A 20002-nucleotide genomic window follows, 5' to 3' on the forward strand; every position below is an offset into this window, starting at 1 on the left:
ACACGAACATTCCGCACTTCGTGCTCCATGTTCTTACAACCGGCAAATGAATTTGTATGCAAGCATCCATTCGCTTGCCGGTCTTGTGCAACAAAAAAGGAACTGCATCCTGCAGTTCCTTAAATAATGCCGGTGGCGGGACTTGAACCCGCACTGAGTTGCCCCAAACAGATTTTGAGTCTGCCTCGTCTGCCAATTCCGACACACCGGCGTTTGCAACTCCATAATAATAGCATATTGGAGCATATCACGCAAGAAGTATTTTACATGACTTTTTGGATGTAGATTACCAAAATACGCATTTTCAGTGCGTTTTGAAATTCGAGTTTAAGGAGATGACAACATGAAAGTAGATCCAAAGATGATAGAGATGGCTGACATATATCATTTATCATTCATGACCAGAGTTAAGTATATATATCTGCCGGCAATGTTTCCGAATCTGTATAAGAAAAGGCTTTTAGACAAAACTTTACCAAATAAGAAGGATTAAAAACACAATGACTATTGAAGCTAAGAATATAACGGTTAATATAGGCGGAAAGACCGTTCTTGATAATGTTACATGGGAGATAAGTTCTGATGATACCTGGGCTCTCACAGGAGACGAAGGAAGTGGTAAGTCAGCTCTTATAGATGTAGTACTTGGTCTTAGAAGACCTGATAAGGGACATGTATCACTCCTTGGAGATTATAAATACGACAGGGTAAATGCAGGTGTTGTATTTCAGGAAGACAGATTGTGTGAGTATTTTTCCGCAGAAGAAAATATCGTATTAGTAAACAACAGATATTCTGAAAAAAGAGCCGGAGATGAGCTTAAGCTTCTGATTCCGGAAGAGTATCTGGGAATTCCTGTAATGAATCTTCCAGGAGATATCAGAAGACTTATATGTATAGTCAGAGCCTGCTGCATTCCTTCGGATGTGCTTATCATGGACGAACCCTTCAGGGGACTTACTCCGGAGAAGAGAAAAGAAGCCATAAACTTCATCAAAGAGGCAGCAGGACATAAGGGAATCGTATATGCCCAGAGGACTATGGAAGGACTTGAAGCATATAAGAATTTCAGATTGTAAATACAATTTAGAACATAAATCATTGAAAATAAAAAAACTTTGATACTAAACAAAACTGAATTTAGTATCAAAGTTTTTATTTATTCTTTGGCTGAATACTGAGGTTTATTGATCTCTAGAAGCCCCATGATCGTACATACTGTTGCAGCAATGAAGTCTGTAGCTGCTCCTGCGTATAGTATTCCGTCGATTCCGAAGAATCTTGGAAGAATCAAAAGGAGCGGCAGAAGGAATATTACCTGTCTTGTAAGTGAAAGGAATATACCTTTTATAGGTTTACCTATAGCTGAGAAGAAATTTGAAATTATAGGCTGTATGAAATAAGTAAACAAGAACAGATAGTATATTCTGATGTACTTAACGCCAAATTCAAAGTATTTCTCAGAACCGCTTCCAAACAGTGCTATCAGCTGGTGCGGGAATATCTGGAACAAAAGAAATCCAACGATACTGATTACAGCACCGGCTTTTAAAGCGCCAAACAAAGCTTCTTTAACTCTTTTAAACTGCTTTGCACCATAGTTAAAACTTGCTATGGGCTGAAGTCCCTGTGAAAGACCTATAACAAATGACATGATCATCTGCATGCTTTTTAAGGATACGCCTGATACTGCAAGCGGGATATCTGAACCGTATTCTGACAGACTTCCATAATGTTTAAGACTCTTGTTAAGAACGATCGCAAGAAGCATCATGGCAAGCTGGTTGAAACAGTTAGCAGCGCCAAGAGACATTATTTTCATGATAACAGAAGCTCTTGGAATAAAAGATGATACATCAAGCTTTACTGTTTTGTATCTTGTAAGGTACACAGCACCCATGACTGCAGATATGATCTGTCCGATGATGGTAGCGAATCCTGCGCCGAACATTCCCCATCCGAATATGAAGATGAAAATATAGTCAAGAATGATATTGGTTATAGCACCTGTAAGGTTCATCTTCATTGAATATTTTGGACTTCCATCAGCTCTTATTACGTGAGTTGCACAGGATGAAAAGATAAGGAAAGGAAATCCTATTGCAGTAACTCTTAAATAGCTCTTGGCAAGCGGAAATACATTTTCAGAAGCTGCAAAGAATATCAAAAGATCTTTGCAGGTGATCTCTACGAACAGAGCTAATACCGTACCTGTGAAAAAGGCCATAAAAGCGGCATTTCCAATGAAATATTTGGCACCGTCTTTTTCGCCTCTTCCCATTGAAAGATTGAAGTTTGAAGCTCCGCCTATTCCGAATAAAAGAGCGCATGCGATGCAGGCAGGAACAAGCGGGAATACAACAGTGGTTGCAGCATTACCCAGTTCGCCGATCTTCTGGCCTATAAAGAGCTGATCGACAACGTTATAAAGAGAGCCAACAAGCATGGCAATGATACTTGGTATGGCGAATTCTTTCAGAAGTGATGAGATTTTCTTACTTCCCAAAGGGTTTTGAACATTTTTTTCCATAACATTTTTTCCTTTAACATATATATAGGTGCCATAGTTTGAAAAAAGATTTCAGACTCAGACACCTAGATTATTATAGTTTTTATTAGCTTAAAATAGCAACAAGAAGATGATGATTTTATATATGGAATATCGTAAATGTTTGAAATATAGTAAATACCTTGAGCATAGATTTTTATTATTTTTATCCAAATGGTAATTTTGAAAAAATAGTAAGTTTAAATTGCGATTTTTGCCTTATTAGATGGGGAGAAGTCCTTAAATTAGTAGTGAAAAAATAAATTCTCTTTGCTATAATGTTATACAGATGCGGCAAAGTAATATTGCTAACGTGGAATTAAAAGGAGGAAATTCTAATGGGTCTTATTAAAGCGATTACAGGGGCAGCAGGTGGCGTTCTTGCCGATTCCTGGAAAGAGTATTTCTATTGTGAATCAATTCCGAACGATGTTCTCGTAACTAAAGGACATAAGAGAGTATCAGGACGTTCATCCAATACAAAAGGTAGTGATAATATCATTACAACAGGTTCAGTTATTGCAGTTGCAGACGGTCAGTGTATGATCATCGTAGATCAGGGCAAGGTCGTTGAGCTTTGTGCAGAACCTGGTGAATTCACATATGACGCTTCTACAGAGGCATCAATCTTCTCAGGAAGCCTTGGAGAAGGCATTGGAGCAACATTCGCAAGCATTGGTAAGAGATTTACATTTGGCGGCGAAGCTCCTAAGGATCAGAGAGTATATTATTTCAATACAAAAGAAATTATGGGTAACAAATATGGTACAGCTAATGCTGTTCCATTCAGAGTAGTAGACCAGAACGTTGGTCTTGATGTTGATATCTCTATCAAGTGCTTTGGTGAGTACAGCTACAAGATCATCGATCCTATTCTTTTCTACACTAATGTATGTGGTAACGTTTCTGCTGATTACAACAGATCACAGATCGATTCACAGCTTAAGTCAGAGCTTCTTACAGCTCTTCAGCCTGCATTTGCTAAGATTTCAGGCATGGGCGTAAGATATTCTGCAATACCTGGACACACAGCAGAAATTGCTCAGGCTCTTAACGAGGAGCTTTCATCCAAGTGGAGAAATCAGCGCGGTATCGAGATCGCTTCCTTCGGTGTATCTTCTGTAAAGGCTTCTGAAGAAGATGAGAAGATGATCAAGGATATCCAGAAATCTGCAGTTAACAGAGATCCTGGTATGGCACAGGCTACTATGGTTGGTGCTACAGCAGATGCTATGAGAGATGCTGCTAAGAACACTAACGGTGCTATGATGGGCTTCATGGGCATGAACATGGCTCAGAATGCAGGCATGGGCGCTATGAACAATTTCCAGGGTAATTATGGACAGGCACCTGCTAATAACTACAACACAGCAGCAGATGGCGGTTTTGGTGCAGCTACAATGCAGCCCAAAAATGCTAACACATGGAAATGTGCTAAGTGCGGAACTGAGAACGTTGGTAAGTTCTGTCAGAACTGTGGTGAGAAGAAACCTGAAGATGTACAGCTTGGCTGGACATGCCCTAAGTGCGGTAAAGTAAATCAGGGCAAGTTCTGTCAGGAATGTGGTGAGAAGAAGCCTGAAGGCGCTCTTACATACAAGTGTGACAAGTGTGGATGGGAGCCTGAAGATCCTGCAAATCCACCAAAATTCTGTCCTGAATGCGGCGATCCATTCGGTGAAGAGGATATCGTAAGATGATAAGGCAGAATTAAATATTTGCATAATATAAGCCGGAGCTTGAATGCTCCGGCTTTTTGATGGTATTAGTAATTTTAATATTCCCCATTCCAAATAGAATCTATCTTTTCAAATTTCTTGATCTTCCCAAGTATAGAATATGCTTTTGAATTTAAATTTTTAATGCTTTGCTTAAGGAGCGTTTTATCGCCTTTTTCCTCATCAGATAAAGGATAGTTTACCTGAAGAATCGGTGTAAGCTCTCCAAAAGAATTGAAGCGTATCACAAGTTGCCCCATACTGGGAAAGACGGTATTTACACTTTTGGTAACACGTTCAAGAGAGTCGGGATCGATATCATAGAGGTCGAATCCGGACTGATATTCAGCTATAAGCATATCGGGGCCGTTATAAGAGAATTTAACATCATTACCAGCCAGGTCACTAATAAAAGCATTTATAATATCACGTGTTTTCATGTAAAAACCTCCTTGCGACATTGAAAATACAGGTACATAGAACTATATCCTGCGATTAATCTTACGTTTTATCCTTTTCAATAGGTATATCGGCGGATAATAAAAGCTATTTTACTAAAGACTTAATAAAATGCGAAAAAATGACGATAAAGTTACGGGAAATGTTGTTTTGAAATGTCACTGGAAAACATCAATGATAAGTAGTTTACGTGAGGTTGGATTATGCAGCTAACAAACTATATGGAAAAAATAGTTCTTGACAGGCTGGATACGGTTCTTGGTATGTTTCCGAATATATGCACCTGTGATGAGTGCAAGCAGGATATTGCCAATCTTACTCTTAATCACCTGCCTCCAAAGTATACTTCTTCAGAAAAGGGTGCGATCTTCCTCAATATGGAAGCTCAGAACAAGCAATATGATGCTATGGTTGTTCAGGAAATTGTCAAAGCAACAAACATAATATCTCAAAATCCGAGACATCCAAAGAATTAAAAACTCATTGTTCGTGACGTGGAGATCAGTATGGTAAATTCAGTGGCTCTTATATGCCTTTTACTAATATTTATATTTGATTTTATACTTGTAGTAGTCATTCAAAGGATGCACAAGCTCTATAGAATATACCCGATTCTTGCGCTCTTTTCGCTTATGCTTGCAGTCGTAGCGAATATAGCTATTGCATGCACCAAGGATGAATCGGTTATAATGATCGCTGAGTCTTTTTACTACATCCTGATCATGATAGAGTTCTTCTTTTTCTACAAGCTCTTTGTCAAGTATATTTATAGTTCTGATGAAACCAGAGTCGTTGATGTATTGATAAGAGGTTTTGTTGTTGTTGATGCTCTGCTCCTTATTTCAAATATTTGGAACAAGTGGGTATTTTCTGTTGAAGCCATAGAGGGAAGACCTCGTAGATTTCTTGATCTTGGAATAAAGGTAACCAATCATGAAATGGCATATTTTCATTACGTTGTATGCCTTATTATTACCCTTGGATTTTTAGTTCCCACTATAAAAAGAGTTTTCACATCAAAAGGAATTTATAAGATTCGCTATGTGGCTATTCTTGTCCTGTTCGTTGTGATGGAAACTGTATTTGCTGCGAATTTCTATCTGGATATGCCGGTTCCTGTCGTAATGCTTATGAGCTCGCTTATGGTATTAGTCTGCTTCTACATAATGAACTACTATGTTCCTGAGAAGATCAAGATCAGGACTATGGAGGAAACTCTAAAAAGGCAGAGCAGCGGTCTTGTGGCCTTCGATAATGACGGAAACCTTGCACTTGTTAATGAAGTTACTTTCGAACTCCTTAATATACGCTCGGAAGATCTGACTGGGCTTAGGAACAAGATAGAAGAGTTTATTGAAAAAAGAGATGGTCAAAACAAGATATATGACAGATGGATAGAAGAAATACCGTCCAAAGACCTTGGAAGCAAATTTATCCAGATAGACGGCGGCGTTCTTAGAGACAAGAAAGGAAATATCATAGGCGGTTTCTATAGCTTGACGGATCACACCGCTGAACAGAACGCACTGCAGCTTGAGCACTATAAGCTTACACATGATGATCTGACAGGACTTCTTAATAAAGAGGGTTTTTATGAGAACGTTAAAGAAATCCTCACAAAAGAGCCAAGAAATGACTATATCATCGTTTGTACTAATGTTAGAGACTTCAAGATAATCAATGACCTGTTCGGATTTGATAAAGGTAACGACATAATCCAGAAGATAGCATCAATGATAGCTTCCGGAAGTAATATGAAAGACTGCACAGCCCGTATTGTAGCAGATCAGTTTGCTGTGCTCACTACAAGGGAAAGATTTAATAAGGCTAATCTGCTTAAACAGCTGGAAGAAGTATCCAAGCTGATCGCGAGCTCTTATTACATCATGACGATCCATTGTGGAATCTATAACATCACCAATCCAGAAATGGAAGTTTCACTTATGTGCGACAGGGCCAATATGGCCATCAGTACCATACGTGAAGAGCCCGGCAACATGATAGTCACATATGATGACAAGATGATGTCTGATATCCTTCGTGACAGACAGGTTGCTAATCAGCTGGAACATGCCATTGAAAATGAGGAGTTTGTAATATTCCTTCAGCCTCAGGTTAAGGATACAGGCGAAGTAATAGGTGCAGAAGCTTTGGTAAGATGGAATGATCCAAAGCGCGGAATACTGGCACCTGGTGCTTTTATAGAAATACTAGAAAAGACAGGATGCCTTTATAAACTGGATCTTCATGTCTGGGATCTTGCAGCAAGACAGCTCGCTGCCTGGAAAGGAACTCCGTTTGAAAAGCTGAATATATCAGTAAATATTTCACCAAAGGATTTTTACTATGTTGATATATTCAAGGAATTTACAGGACTTGTTAATAAGTACGATATATCGCCTTCGAAGCTTAAACTGGAAATAACAGAGACAGCCCTTATGATAGAACCAACAAGGCAGCTTACTCTTATAGGTAAGCTTCATAAGTTTGGTTTTGATTTTGAAATTGATGACTTTGGTAGCGGATATTCATCCCTTAGTCTTCTCAAAGACATGCCTGCTGATATTCTGAAGATCGATATGGAATTCCTTCATGAGACAGAAAATGAGCAGAGAAGTAAGAAGATCCTTGAATCTGTCATCAGCCTTGCTCATGAGCTGAATATGCAGGTTATCACAGAAGGAGTAGAATACGATGGTCAGGTTAAATTCCTGCTTGAGCTTGGATGCGATATTTTCCAGGGATATTATTATTCAAAGCCTCTTCCTGTGGGCGAATTCGAAGATAAATATCGCGATAATGTTCATTGATCAAATTGAAAAAATTTTTTGAAAAAATCGAAAAAAATGTGGATACATTTGGCCGAAATTGTGTTATTATCAGATAGCCGAAGCACAATTTCGGCTCTATTTCATGGTGAAGGAGGTGGTTTTAATGAAGGAAACTCATAAATCTAGTAATGACAACCCTGTGCCCCGATTGTGTACAGCATTAAAACCAAAGGAGAATAGCCATGGAAGAAAAGAACTATCAGGAGATTGTCCGTGATCTCCTAGAGACCAGGCAGTACACTAAACTCCGTGAGCTCATCGCTGACATGCAGGAAGTCGATGTAGCTCTTGTTATGGGTGAAATGAAGGATGAGGATTCCCTCAAGCTTTTCCGTCTTTTGCCCAAGGATATGGCTGCTGAAGTATTTGCTAATCTTGAGTCTGACGATCAACAGTATATTATCAGTTTCTTGTCAGACAGAGAAACCTCAAACATCGTAAACAACCTGTATGCTGATGATGCTGCGGATTTCCTTGAGGAGATGCCGGCTAACGTAGTTAAGAGAATTCTTGCGCATGCTAACCCTGAGACGCGTAAGGATATTAATCAGCTGCTTCAATATCCGGAACGTTCTGCAGGCTCTATCATGACGGTGGAGTATGTTGATCTTAAGAAGGATATGACAATAGGACAGGCTATAGAACGAATCCGCAGAATAGGTCTTGATTCAGAGACTGTTAATATTTGTTATGTTCTGGATGCAAGACGTGTTCTGGTTGGAACCGTTGACCTTAGATATCTTCTGATCTTGAGTGAAGATTCGATCATCGGTGACATAATGAATGACAATGTCATATCCATTGGAACAATGGACGACCAGGAAGAGGCTGCGCGTAAGATTCAGAAGTACGACTTTACAGCCATGCCTGTTGTTGATAATGAAAACCGTATGGTCGGCATTATCACAGTCGATGACGTTGTGGATATCCTGGAGCAGGAGGCTACAGAGGATATCGAAAAGATGGCAGCTATCGTGCCATCCGATAAGCCTTACCTTAAGACAGGTATCTTTGCTACTTATAAAAAGAGAATGCCCTGGCTCTTACTTCTCATGATAAGTGCCACATTCACAGGAGCTATCATTACAAGCTTTGAAAATGCACTGGCTAAATATGTTGTTCTTACTGCGTATATTCCAATGCTCATGGATACAGGCGGTAATGCAGGTTCTCAGGCCAGCGTTTCGATCATTCGTGGTCTTTCACTTGATGAGATCGAATTCAAGGATCTCTTTAAGACTGTGTGGAAAGAGATAAGAGTTGCTGCCATGTGCGGCGCTACGCTTGCAGTTACTAACTTTGTAAAGCTTCTGACAATTGACAGGATAGACTTTAAGATTGCACTTATTGTATGTGCAACACTGTTCCTTGTAGTTATCATCGCAAAGTGTGTTGGTTGCCTTCTTCCTATGATATCAGATAAGATCGGACTTGACCCTGCAGTAATGGCGAGCCCTATGATCACAACTATTGTAGATGCGATCTCACTTCTTGCATACTTTACTATAGCAACACATCTTTTAGATTTTTCGTAGATGAATATTTAAGACTTTTCGGCCTCCTTTCCTTGATGGAATGGGAGGTCTTTTTTGATTCGATAGGAAATTTCTATAGTAAAAATATACTTCCCAATTATAGACGAAATTGTGATAAAATATTGATGTGAGATATTTCAAAAAAGTGCTGGGTGTCAAAAGGAACTGTTGACACCTACCTCATAGTATCTAATAAATCACCTGATCATAGAGGTTTTCGTTCAAGAAGTCATATGTTTTTGAATCTTTGATTCTGGAATGTATGATTCGCTATAATGTACCATTAACGAGGCAAAGGGAGATGATTACTCCCGGAACGGAGAGGCTGATGTTAGAGTATACAAAGATTTATTCCAAGAAGTATCCGGACATTGCACTTAAAGTTATTCCAGGTCATTTCGTAACCCCAAATTCCCATATCAATTATTATATGGATATGACTACCATGAAGACCAGACAGTCAGAGGCGCGTGCTATTGCTATGGCTATGAGTCAGAGTTATATGGCTACCACAGTAATTGATACCATTATCTGCATGGATGGAACTGAGGTTATTGGTGCATATCTTGCAGATGAACTCTCCAAAGCCGGCATTTTATCAATGAACCGCCATAAGACAATCTATGTAGCTACTCCTGAGTACGATCAGGCTGGTCAGCTTATTTTCCGTGATAATATGCTTATGATGGTCAATGAAAAGCATGTTCTTTTACTTCTTGCGTCCATGACTACAGGTAAGACTGTATCAAGAGCGATAGAAGGAATTAAGTATTACGGCGGCCATGTGAGCGGTGTATCGACAATCTTCTCAGCAGGTACATCTGTTGCCGGACATGAGATCAATGCTCTTTTCACAAAGGCAGACATCCCGGATTATATTTCTTATAGCCATGATAATTGCAAGATGTGTCAGGATGGAACCAGAATTACTGCTATTTGTAATGGCTTCGGTTATTCTGAAGTAAGACACTAGCACTTCTTCGGATTCTGAGTTTTCGAGAATAAGTCAGAAAGCGGCTTGACAAGATTAACAAAAAAGCGTACATTTTTCTTTGTAAACATATTCTTAAGAAAAATGTAGTTTAGAGCAAAGCCTGGTTTACTTTCGATAGGCTGCCTATGAGGAGGAAAAGTCATGGCTCAGGTAAAGAAAACTGCAGCAAAACCAGCAGCTAAGAAGACAGCTGCAAAAAAGCCTGCTGCTAAGAAAGCAGCAACAACAGTAAAGACCAAGATCGAGCTTCAGTACGCTGACAAGAACATTTCTTACGATGATATCGTAAAGAACGCTAAGAATTATTGGGTTAAGACCCTTGGTAAAGCAGCAGCGGATCTTAAGACGATCGATCTTTATGTAAAGCCGGAAGAGAACAGAGTTTATTATGTTGCTAACGGCAAGGAAGTTGGTTCATTCGAATTGTAATATGTATTTTGGCAAAAGACTGGAGAGTGTTCTTCAGTCTTTTTTTGCTGTTAAAAAAAGTGCACAATTAGCGGAAACGAAATTCGTCATTTTCGTTTCTTGTTAATTTATCAGCATATTAGTACAATGATATTAAGAAACGATAAATTTTCAAAACGTTTCCTTTTGGGTTACAATCGGTTTTTTCTCAAGATATAAAAATGTTTTATAGGGAAGATGAAAGAGGTGCCAATTGAGGCTGAATATTCCATTTAACGATAACTGGAAGTTTACAGATAAGTACAGGGATGATATTTGTACAGACGCATTTGATGAAAAAGATATGGAGACTGTACGTATTCCACATACACTGGCGGTTACGGATCTGCATTATTTTGATGAGTCAGTATATCAGAAGGTTTGCGGATATCGTAAGACTTTTAAGGCAGATCCTGCATGGAAGGGATCAAAGATCATCCTTCATTTTGAGGGCGTTGCACATGTGGCGCAGGTGTTTATTAATGGAGAGTCTGTGTGCAGCCATGGAAGCGGATATACAGCCTTCGATGCCGATATTACAGATCATATAAAGTACGAGGGTGACAATGTTCTTTCCCTGAAAGTATCAGGAACAGAAGAAGACAATGTACCGCCTTTTGGACATGTTGTTGACTACATGACATATACAGGTATCTATAGACCTGTTTCACTTGAGATAAGACCTGAGAACTATATAAAAGATATATTCGTTAGAGGGCTTATCCCAAAGGGATATACATATGATGAAAGCAGTCTGTCCGGCAGTAAGACAGTAGCTGAAGTTAAGGCAGATATAACTCTGGATCATGAAGATAAAAATCTGTTAGTAAAGCTTAGTCTTAAGAGATTTACGGATGAGAAGCTTGCTGCAGATGAAAAGGTTCCGGAAAAGCTTAGATGCGCATTTGATGCTTGCTGCGATAATGTATCATCCGATTCGTATTTTAAAGAAACTGAGCTTGGAACAGCGCAGATGGATGGGAAGACAAAGGGAATAAAGCACCGCACGCTTCCTGTATCTTTGTGGGATGTCTTGCATCCTGCAATGTATGTTCTTGAAATCCAGCTCCTTAATGGTACTGATGTTATTGATGAAAAAGAAGTAAGATTCGGATTCAGGAAGACATATTTTAGGCGCGACGGCTTTTATCTTAACGGAAGAAAGTTCAGGATAAGAGGACTTAACAGACATCAGAGCTATCCGTATGCTGGTTATGCAATGCCAAAGTCAATGCAGATCATGGATGCTGATATCCTCAGAAATGAGCTTTCGCTTAATGCGGTAAGGACTTCTCACTATCCTCAGTCACATGATTTCATATCAAGATGTGATGAGCTTGGACTTCTTGTATTTATGGAGTTCCCTGGCTGGCAGCATATTGGAGATAATAAGTGGAAGGATCAGGCCCTTGTAAATCTTGAAGAGATGATCACCCAGTATAGAAATCATGCAAGCCTTATGCTCTGGGGCGTAAGGATTAATGAATCTTCTGATGATGACGAGTTTTATGTAAGGACTAATGATCTTGCTCACAGCCTTGATGACAGCAGACAGACAGGCGGTGTAAGAGCCAAAGATCATAGCCATCTTCTGGAAGATGTTTATACCTATAATGACTTTTCTCATAATGGTTCAAATCCCGGATGTGCGCCACGTAAGAAGATTACAAATGATGACGGGCATGCATATCTTATAACAGAATATAATGGTCACATGTTCCCTTGTAAGAGCTTTGACACAGAAGACAGACGATCAGAGCATGCCATAAGACATGCAAGAGTTATCGACAGGGTCGCATCATATGATGATATCGCAGGCTCTTTTGGCTGGTGTATGTTTGATTACAATACTCACAAGGATTTTGGATCAGGCGATCGTATCTGCTATCACGGCGTTATGGATATGTTCAGGAATCCAAAGCTTGCAGCGGCTGTTTATGAAAGTCAGAGAGATGAACATCCGGTTCTTGAGATCTCATCCTCAATGGATATAGGAGAGCATGACGAATGCATAAGAGGTGATGTATGGATGATCACCAATGCTGATAGTGTCAGATTTTATAAAAACGATATATTCATTCATGAATATAAGAAAGAAGATTCACCTTTTGGCAACATAGCTCATGGACCACTTCTTATCGATGATTATATTGGTGATCAGATAAGAGACACGGAAAAAGAGTCCTATAGTAAGAGTCAGTGCGATGATATCAAGTATCTTATGAACAGGGCAGCAAGATTTGGAATGGGCGGCATCGGCGTTAAGGGAATGCTCAAAGCCGGTAAGCTCCTTACGATCAAGCATATGTCCTTCGAAGATGCAACAAGATTATATAATAAGTATATAGGTGACTGGGGCGGCAAATCCACAGAATTCAAGTTTGAAGCAATAAAGGATGGCAAGGTCGTTAAAACGGTTGTTAAGTCACCTTCAGTAAGCCTTAAACTTGATATAAGGGTGGATCATACAGAACTTGTAGAAGATGAAACTTATGATGTTGCAGCTGTCAGGATCAGGGCGGTTGATCAGAATGGAAACGTAGCTCCTTTTGCCAACGAGCCTGTATCATTCTCGGTATCAGGACCTGCTGAGATTTACGGACCGTCACTTGTATCACTGCAAGGCGGAATGGGCGGATGCTACATAAGAACAACGGGAGAGAGTGGCAAGGCGCAGCTTAAGATCAAAACAGCGTTTGATGAAAAGGAAATTGATTTTGACGTATCTGCTTTGGGCAAAGCTGAATAAGAAAAGCGTAAAGATAGTTAAACGCAATAAAAGTTAAAACGTAATAAAAGTAAAAACGTAATAAAAAGAAAATATTAAAAGGAAGGTGCCATATGGCAGACAAAGCAAAGGTTATCTTTGGTAACGAGATGCCTCCAAGGACTTACAAAAGTGCTGTTAAAACAAAGATCAAAAATGCAAAAAAATACGGTGATGATTCAGGTGTATTATATGATGTGAAAATAGTAGAGAATCCGTACATTGGACCATCACTTGGAGTGTCTGATATAAGAGTTGCTGAGGGAAAAGGCGATACTTCTTTTGACACAGAAAAGGGAATAATAGTAGGAAACATAAGAATGGGATTTGGCCACTACCGTATCTCGATGGCGATGGCTTCAGCGGCTAAAGCTCTTGGATACAAGCCTTACTGGCTTGACCTTAACTCTTTTCCTACAACGACCTGTACTAAGCTTATAAGCGGCCAGAACGAGCTCTATTCACTTGGATCAAGATTGTCCAAGAACCCTGTGTTCAACAAGCTTGTATGGGAGCCGGTTAACTACGAACTGTTCAGAAGACTTTCATATAACTGCACAGATCAGAAGAATGCAGAGCTTATGGCTCCTGTGTATAGAAATATTCCAAAAGATATACCTGTTATCGGAACTCATGTATGGCCTGCACAGGCGGCAATACATGCAGGAATGAAGTATGTTGTCAATGCGATTCCTGATAACTGGCCTATGGCGCTTCACCTTTCTGAGGGCAGTGTTCATACGATCCAGACTTATAATTCTTACCAGGGTTACAGGATTCTTAACGGAATGAATGGCAAGAAGGTATGTAGTCCTATGCCGTCAGATGCGCTTAAGTATACAGGTCATTACATTGATTATGAACTTGTAGAGAATATCGAAGCTGACTGTAAGGCAAGAATTGATAGAAAGAAAAATGGTAAGCCTACAAGATTCCTTCTTACAATAGGCGGAGCCGGTGCCCAGAAGGAGATCTTTGCCGGCATCATCAAGCACCTTATTCCTCTGGTTAATAAGGGTAAGGCTGCTTTATATGTCAACGTTGGCGATTACAGAAATGTTTGGGATGAGCTTATAGCAGAGATTCCCGGCATGAGAGAGCTTTCTTTCGAACATATGAACAATTGGTCAGAGACAGAAAGCTTTGCGGCTAAAGCTCTTGATCCTGAAAATGAGATCACAGGCATTCACGGTTTTTACCATGAAAATATCTTCGAAGCAGTATATGCGACCAATCTTCTTATGAGAAGCTGTGATGTACTAGTTACTAAACCTTCAGAACTTGCGTTCTATCCGGTTCCTAAGCTCTTTATAAGGCGAGTAGGTAAGCACGAAATGTGGGGGGCTATTCACTCTGCGGAAGTTGGCGACGGTACACTCGAATGCCGTGATATGGGTCACACTATACAGATGCTTAACATGTTCCTCTGGGATGGACACTTCCTTGAAGATATGTGTGTGAACATCATGAACAACAAAAAGGCCGGTCTTTATGACGGCGCAATGAACGTAGTAAAAATTGCTATGGGGTTAAAAAATAGCGATAAATGATCTATGAAAACCTGGTAAAAAGGTTAAATGAAGAGAGGGAAAATATATGAAACAGTTAAAACCTATTACTAACAAACTATTATGGATATTTGCAGTGGGCCAGTTCGGATGGAGCCTTCTTTCAGGTATTGTTGGAAACTGGATGGTTTACTACTATACGGGAACACCAAGTGCGGACAGTCCTAACACAGGACTTTTTGCATCTGGTATTACACAGAGCCCTATTCTTTTCAAGCTGACACTTTTTGGTCTTGTACTTGCTGCAGGACGTATCTTTGATGCTATTACTGATCCTCTTATTGCAGGATGGTCAGACAGAGCATGTTATAAGGGCGGCAGAAGAATTCCTTTCATGCGTGCTATGGCTATTCCTTTTGCAGTTATTACTATAGCTCTTTTTACAGTACCTCAGACTTCAAATATTGCGCTTAACGACACTGCACTTTTTGTTCTTCTGATGGTATTCTATCTGTTCATGACAATGTTCTGTACACCTTACAATGCGCTTATCGCAGAGCTTGGTGACACACAGCAGCACAGGATTAATGTTTCAACATACATTTCATTCACATTTATCGTTGGTCAGAGTATTTCATTTCTTCTTCCAAATGTGGCAGGAGCGCTTGAGGGATCATTTGGTCAGGCAGGTTCCATCAGAATGGCTGTAGCTATCATGTCAGCTATTGCCTGCGTAGCTATGCTGTTCCCTGCTTTCTACATCAAGGAGAGAGATTATATCGATTCCAAACCCAGTGAAACAAAGCCTTTTAAATCACTTATCAATACATTCTCAAATGGTCAGTTCAGACGTTTTGTTTACAGCGATGTGATTTATTTCTTTGCACTTACTCTGTTCCAGACAGGACTTCCTTTCTATGAGACCAAGCTCATGGAGATTCCTGATACAATGACATTTACATTAACAGCTACAATGACAGCCATCAGTGTATGTCTTTATCCTCTTGTTAATATTCTTGCCAAGAAGATTGGTAAGAAGAGCCTTATCATTACAGGCTTCTTTACATACTGCATCGTATTCCTCATTACTTCTATATGCGGTGTGGGTGTACAGTGGGGCTTCATCGTTGCTGTTACAGCTGCAGTTCCTATGGCTATCCTTGGAATCCTTCCTCAGGCCTGTGTTGCTGACGTTGCAGAGTGCACAAGACTTGAGACAGGCGAAGACAGATCCGGAATGTTCTTTGCGGCAAGAACCTTTGCTTTCAAGATGGGACAAGCCCTTGCAATGGTTGTATTTACAACTATCACAGCGATTGATACAGAAGACAACCTTTCGTCAGGCCTTGTAACACTTTCAGAGGTTAAGCAGTGCTACAGAACAACAGCAATTGTTGCGCTTATTACATGTTTTGTTGGCGCAGTTCTGTTCTTCAGCTTCAATGAAAAGATGATCCTTGGCAAGATTAAAGAGCTCAAAGGAAGCGACGAAATCTGATAAAGAGATAAAAAGATAAAAAAGATGCGGGTGACCGAGGCTTGAAAATAAAAAGCAAAGCTTTGGACACCCGTATTTTTTAAAAAATAGAACAATACCAAAATATAATAAAATATGTATGTAATAAAGTTATTTGTGGTATAATTAATAAGTACATCGTGTTTTTGAGATGTGCTTGATTGGTGGCGTTAACTAATAATTCAAATTACTTTTTGGAGGGTACAACATGTTTTGTGGAAATTGTGGAGCACAGGTTCCGGATGGATCAACAGTTTGTCCTAATTGCGGCGCAGCAATGGCACCAAAGGCACAGGCACCTAATATGAATCAGGGCGCTCAGTATCAGAGTCCTCAGTTTCAGAATCCGCAGGGAGGTTTTCCTAATCAGGGAGTTCCTGCAGGAAATGCACCTAAGAAGGGTAACGGTAAGCTGATCGGCATAATAGCCGCTTGTGTTGTAGTTGTTGCACTTATCATTTTCTGTGTTGTAAAGTTTGCCGGTGGATCAGGGCCTAAGGGTACGTATACAAACGGAATTATTACGATTAAATTTGAAGGCGGACGCATGAGCCTTATAGAAGAAGAGTCCGAGATTTCTTTCAAGTATAAGATGAAGAAAAAAAATATTATAGTAGATATTGAATCTACCACAGTCTCTGACAATTTCTGGGAATATATAGCGGATGAGTATGGCGTTGATGAGGATGATCTTGAAGATATGCTTGAAGATGATGCTGATTACGATGATTTATCTGAGGCTTTATATAAGGCATATAAAGATGATGATGGAGAAGCCCTTGGAGAGTATCTCGTTAAAGAAACTCCTTTTGATGACAAATTAGAATATAACCAAAAGAAAAACTATATAGAGATGGATAGTGGTACTATACTTTATTATGCGGAAAATTATAAAAAAGGACCAAGTGGCAAGTATACTAATAAAGAAGATGATGATAAGACACTTTCCTTTAAGAATGGTAAAGCTACTTATGACGATGATGGCGATGATGAAGAATTTACTTATTATTGCTATGTAGATAAGAAAGATAATGTTTTCGTAGTCTTTTATGGAGAAGACTTTTATGATTCTGATTTCTACAAAGATCATTATACAAGAGAGTTCGAGTATAACACCAAAAAAGATAAGTTCGAAATTGGCGATGCAGAATACAAAAAGTAATATTCAGGCAAATTGAATAGTAGTTGATCATAACGGTGCCAAGGCATTTGAAAATGTCCTGGCACCGTTTTTTGACCAAATGTTTTGAGGATTTGATAAGTTTTTATTAGAAAAATGTTACGGGGATTGCAATAATAAAAGGCGTAAACCATTGCTATAAAGCCTGATATGTGCTAAAGTTAACGTTGGCTTAAAAAATCAACATACATGGAGGAAAGAAAAATGTTTTGTGGAAATTGTGGAGCACAGGTTCCGGACGGAGCAGCAGTATGCCCAAATTGTGGAGCTCAGATGGCAGCTAAGACTCAGGCGCCTCAGATGAATCAGGCGTTCCAGAATGCTGGAGCAAGAGCTGATGGAGTTGCAGGTGGTTCAGGCAATAACCTTGATGCTAAGAAGATTGGTATGATCGCAGCTGCAGTTGTTGCTGTACTTGTTCTCTTTTTTGTATTAAAGGGAATCTTTGGCGGTAGCGGATTAAAGGGAACTTATACAGATGGAAGTTCATTCATGACTTTCAAAGGTAATAAGGTTACTCTTACAGCAATGGGATATGAGATGACCATGAAATATAAGATCAAAGATGATGAAATCTTTTTTGATGCAAAATCACTTAAGTTAACTGATGATTGCAAGAAATATCTTGCGGATGAGCTTGACATGGATAAGGATGAAATCGAGGAAGAAATCGAAGATCTTAAGGATAGCATGGAATCTGATGATGATGATGATGAGTCAGGTATTTCTTTCAAATATAATAAGAAAAAGAACATCATAACTATGGCTGGTGAGAAGTTTTATTATGCTGAAAACTTCAAAGCAGGTCCAAGTGGTAAATTCGTTTCTGACGATGATGATGAAATCTCTATCTCTTTCAAGAATGGTAAAGCTACATTCGATGATGACGGAGATAAGGAAACATTAGCGTACTATTGCTATGAAGATGATGATGATGATGAAGTTTATGTAGTCTTCTATGGTTATGAATTCCATGATTCAGAATTTTACGACAACTATAACAAAACAAAAATTCTTATCAGTGATGATGAAATTGAAATCGGTAACACAACATTCGAGAAAGACTGATTGAATTAACCTGTTTATTACGAGTCAGGTCAGGGCTAAAAGCCTTGATCTGACTCGTTTTTTTATTGCTCTGATTGGTGTGACATTTCTGTGATATATCCTCTGATATCATTAAATCAAGATAAGAAAAGAAACCAAGTCAGCCGAGCTGAAACGCCGGAGATAGGAGATAATCATGAAGATGATAGATAAGATTCTTGGAGTTTTTGGTATTCAGAGAAGATTTTATGTAGACTGCCCTCTTCGCAGAAGATCAGAAGAAGTATAACAGGGAGGATTAGAGAAATGGTCGATATAATTGAATTTTTTGATGAGATCAAGAAAAGATACGTTATTATTCCGGTTGAGCACATGGATAAGTCTGATGCTAATGAATTCGAGCTTAAAAACATAGAAAATGAACTTAACAGATTTGCTGATATGACATGTAGCATATCAATGATACTTGGATATTGCTAAGGGTGTACTAAGAGTAGCGATGCTTTACTCAAGGGATGCACTAATAGATTATTATATATTTAAAGGGATGCCGTGTGAGGCATCCCTTTTAGGTATTACTATTAAGTTATACTAAAACATCAATATTCTGTCCAATAGTGTTATAAGTGCTTCCAGCTCCTTTAGAGCCATATCCTGTCACGCTTCCGCCAAAAGACTTCGCTACTTCATTGAACATTGCACTTGTACCAATTGGATCTAGCTTCTTGGCACTGATCTTCTGAGCGTTAGGGTATCCCACTGGGCTTACAGGATCAATTGCACTAGCCACTTCCGTAGGTTGTTGCACAGACTGTGCATACGCAGTAGATACCTCAGAATTATTTGTAAGGGCATAATTCAAAGGCTGAGTAAAAGAAACATTGCTATATGCGCGCATTGCTCTGATAGCTCCAACTGCCATAAATAGTACCTTCTTCCTTGAAAAAACAAAACAATATTTGCATTATCAATTTTAGAAAGTTTACGAAGTGCCGACTACTTTTATAATAACATAACGACAGAAAATTGCAACTTTTAAGTCTTGGTCCCAGGATGAAAAAAATGCATATGAATAATTCGGAAGAGATGAATAAATGCATAATAATACGTATAATATGCAAAAACCATGAATAAAATACCAACGAATAAGGAAGAGGTAGAAGCATGTGATATAAATATTATCAATATAAAGAAATATAAAAATCATCAAAACATATTGATGATAATTAATTGATCAATATTATTATGATTTTTTTGAGAAAAAACCAAGACTTGAATACAAAAAAATAAAATATTTCAAGAAGAATTGTGAAAAAATCCATAGAAAAACAGCATAAAAATCGTGGCAAAAATGATTTGAAGAGAAAATAGCAAAATGGTTGTAATTCAGATAAAATAAGGGAAAACTAATTATTTAAAAGAATAAAATAACATGCGATAATTTAACACACT

Annotated in this window: 17 protein-coding genes and 1 tRNA gene; 14 read left to right on the top strand and 4 right to left on the bottom strand. The window is 39.0% G+C overall.

Annotation, left to right across the window (positions count from 1 at the left end):
• Positions 1 to 127: 127 nt before the first annotated feature.
• Positions 128 to 211 (bottom strand) — tRNA-Leu (locus WAA20_RS07360).
• 132 nt (positions 212 to 343) lie between these two features.
• Here WAA20_RS07360 and WAA20_RS07365 point away from each other — a divergent pair.
• On the top strand, positions 344 to 493 hold the full coding sequence (locus tag WAA20_RS07365) for a hypothetical protein (protein WP_167562644.1): 150 nt from the start codon (positions 344 to 346) through the stop codon (positions 491 to 493).
• Positions 494 to 500: 7 nt separating this feature from the next.
• Positions 501 to 1079: an ATP-binding cassette domain-containing protein gene (locus WAA20_RS07370; protein WP_073385078.1), complete on the top strand. Its 579-nt coding sequence runs from the start codon at positions 501 to 503 to the stop codon at positions 1077 to 1079.
• 80 nt (positions 1080 to 1159) lie between these two features.
• On the opposite strand, the gene WAA20_RS07375 is transcribed toward WAA20_RS07370, so the two are convergent.
• A complete protein-coding gene (locus WAA20_RS07375) occupies positions 1160 to 2530 on the bottom strand; it encodes an MATE family efflux transporter (protein WP_073385080.1) in 1371 nt (456 codons plus the stop codon).
• Between the two features lie 356 nt (positions 2531 to 2886).
• On the opposite strand from WAA20_RS07375, the gene WAA20_RS07380 reads away from it, so the two are divergent.
• Positions 2887 to 4248: an SPFH domain-containing protein gene (locus WAA20_RS07380; RefSeq protein ID WP_073385081.1), complete on the top strand. Its 1362-nt coding sequence runs from the start codon at positions 2887 to 2889 to the stop codon at positions 4246 to 4248.
• A gap of 74 nt (positions 4249 to 4322) precedes the next feature.
• Here the strand turns inward: WAA20_RS07380 and WAA20_RS07385 are convergent, their stop codons facing one another.
• Positions 4323 to 4706 (bottom strand): hypothetical protein, encoded by a 384-nt coding sequence (locus WAA20_RS07385; protein WP_073385083.1) that lies wholly within the window; start codon positions 4704 to 4706, stop codon positions 4323 to 4325.
• Positions 4707 to 4928: 222 nt separating this feature from the next.
• Here WAA20_RS07385 and WAA20_RS07390 point away from each other — a divergent pair, with 222 nt between their 5' ends.
• The 11 genes from WAA20_RS07390 (at position 4929) to WAA20_RS07440 (ending at position 19030) form a co-directional block, all read left to right on the top strand.
• On the top strand, positions 4929 to 5201 hold the full coding sequence (locus WAA20_RS07390; RefSeq protein ID WP_073385084.1) for a late competence development ComFB family protein: 273 nt from the start codon (positions 4929 to 4931) through the stop codon (positions 5199 to 5201).
• Positions 5202 to 5231: 30 nt separating this feature from the next.
• Positions 5232 to 7535 carry an EAL domain-containing protein gene (locus tag WAA20_RS07395; protein WP_073385086.1) on the top strand — a complete coding sequence of 768 codons (2304 nt, stop codon included), beginning with the start codon at positions 5232 to 5234 and terminating at the stop codon, positions 7533 to 7535.
• 203 nt (positions 7536 to 7738) lie between these two features.
• A complete protein-coding gene (mgtE, locus tag WAA20_RS07400; RefSeq protein WP_073385087.1) occupies positions 7739 to 9091 on the top strand; it encodes a magnesium transporter in 1353 nt (450 codons plus the stop codon).
• Between the two features lie 328 nt (positions 9092 to 9419).
• Positions 9420 to 10064 carry a phosphoribosyltransferase gene (locus WAA20_RS07405; RefSeq protein ID WP_073385350.1) on the top strand — a complete coding sequence of 215 codons (645 nt, stop codon included), beginning with the start codon at positions 9420 to 9422 and terminating at the stop codon, positions 10062 to 10064.
• 162 nt (positions 10065 to 10226) lie between these two features.
• On the top strand, positions 10227 to 10514 hold the full coding sequence (locus tag WAA20_RS07410; RefSeq protein ID WP_073385088.1) for a DUF6465 family protein: 288 nt from the start codon (positions 10227 to 10229) through the stop codon (positions 10512 to 10514).
• A gap of 232 nt (positions 10515 to 10746) precedes the next feature.
• Entirely contained in the window at positions 10747 to 13281 is a 2535-nt protein-coding gene (locus WAA20_RS07415) for a glycoside hydrolase family 2 TIM barrel-domain containing protein (protein WP_073385090.1), read from the top strand.
• A gap of 92 nt (positions 13282 to 13373) precedes the next feature.
• Positions 13374 to 14849: a hypothetical protein gene (locus tag WAA20_RS07420; protein WP_073385091.1), complete on the top strand. Its 1476-nt coding sequence runs from the start codon at positions 13374 to 13376 to the stop codon at positions 14847 to 14849.
• Between the two features lie 46 nt (positions 14850 to 14895).
• Positions 14896 to 16305, top strand: a complete 1410-nt coding sequence (locus WAA20_RS07425; RefSeq protein ID WP_073385092.1) for an MFS transporter — start codon at positions 14896 to 14898, stop codon at positions 16303 to 16305.
• 226 nt (positions 16306 to 16531) lie between these two features.
• Positions 16532 to 17485 carry a zinc ribbon domain-containing protein gene (locus WAA20_RS07430; RefSeq protein ID WP_073385094.1) on the top strand — a complete coding sequence of 318 codons (954 nt, stop codon included), beginning with the start codon at positions 16532 to 16534 and terminating at the stop codon, positions 17483 to 17485.
• 222 nt (positions 17486 to 17707) lie between these two features.
• A complete protein-coding gene (locus WAA20_RS07435) occupies positions 17708 to 18571 on the top strand; it encodes a zinc ribbon domain-containing protein (RefSeq protein ID WP_167562645.1) in 864 nt (287 codons plus the stop codon).
• A 285-nt stretch (positions 18572 to 18856) separates the two neighbouring features.
• Positions 18857 to 19030 carry a hypothetical protein gene (locus WAA20_RS07440; protein WP_167562646.1) on the top strand — a complete coding sequence of 58 codons (174 nt, stop codon included), beginning with the start codon at positions 18857 to 18859 and terminating at the stop codon, positions 19028 to 19030.
• Positions 19031 to 19136: 106 nt separating this feature from the next.
• Here WAA20_RS07440 and WAA20_RS07445 read toward each other — a convergent pair whose 3' ends face one another.
• On the bottom strand, positions 19137 to 19472 hold the full coding sequence (locus WAA20_RS07445) for a hypothetical protein (RefSeq protein ID WP_073385098.1): 336 nt from the start codon (positions 19470 to 19472) through the stop codon (positions 19137 to 19139).
• Between the last annotated feature and the right edge of the window lie 530 nt (positions 19473 to 20002).

This window comes from Butyrivibrio fibrisolvens (assembly GCF_037113525.1).
In the GTDB taxonomy this organism is placed as follows: Bacteria; Bacillota; Clostridia; order Lachnospirales; family Lachnospiraceae; genus Butyrivibrio; species Butyrivibrio fibrisolvens.

Coding starts and splice junctions, on each gene's coding strand:
- WAA20_RS07440 (WP_167562646.1), top strand. CDS start 18,857: ATGGTCGATATAATTGAATTTTTTGATGAGATCAAGAAAAGATACGTT.
- WAA20_RS07420 (WP_073385091.1), top strand. CDS start 13,374: ATGGCAGACAAAGCAAAGGTTATCTTTGGTAACGAGATGCCTCCAAGG.
- WAA20_RS07405 (WP_073385350.1), top strand. CDS start 9,420: ATGTTAGAGTATACAAAGATTTATTCCAAGAAGTATCCGGACATTGCA.
- WAA20_RS07435 (WP_167562645.1), top strand. CDS start 17,708: ATGTTTTGTGGAAATTGTGGAGCACAGGTTCCGGACGGAGCAGCAGTA.
- WAA20_RS07410 (WP_073385088.1), top strand. CDS start 10,227: ATGGCTCAGGTAAAGAAAACTGCAGCAAAACCAGCAGCTAAGAAGACA.
- WAA20_RS07375 (WP_073385080.1), bottom strand. CDS start 2,530: ATGGAAAAAAATGTTCAAAACCCTTTGGGAAGTAAGAAAATCTCATCA.
- WAA20_RS07445 (WP_073385098.1), bottom strand. CDS start 19,472: ATGGCAGTTGGAGCTATCAGAGCAATGCGCGCATATAGCAATGTTTCT.
- WAA20_RS07380 (WP_073385081.1), top strand. CDS start 2,887: ATGGGTCTTATTAAAGCGATTACAGGGGCAGCAGGTGGCGTTCTTGCC.
- WAA20_RS07430 (WP_073385094.1), top strand. CDS start 16,532: ATGTTTTGTGGAAATTGTGGAGCACAGGTTCCGGATGGATCAACAGTT.
- mgtE (WP_073385087.1), top strand. CDS start 7,739: ATGGAAGAAAAGAACTATCAGGAGATTGTCCGTGATCTCCTAGAGACC.
- WAA20_RS07425 (WP_073385092.1), top strand. CDS start 14,896: ATGAAACAGTTAAAACCTATTACTAACAAACTATTATGGATATTTGCA.
- WAA20_RS07390 (WP_073385084.1), top strand. CDS start 4,929: ATGCAGCTAACAAACTATATGGAAAAAATAGTTCTTGACAGGCTGGAT.
- WAA20_RS07370 (WP_073385078.1), top strand. CDS start 501: ATGACTATTGAAGCTAAGAATATAACGGTTAATATAGGCGGAAAGACC.
- WAA20_RS07395 (WP_073385086.1), top strand. CDS start 5,232: ATGGTAAATTCAGTGGCTCTTATATGCCTTTTACTAATATTTATATTT.
- WAA20_RS07365 (WP_167562644.1), top strand. CDS start 344: ATGAAAGTAGATCCAAAGATGATAGAGATGGCTGACATATATCATTTA.
- WAA20_RS07385 (WP_073385083.1), bottom strand. CDS start 4,706: ATGAAAACACGTGATATTATAAATGCTTTTATTAGTGACCTGGCTGGT.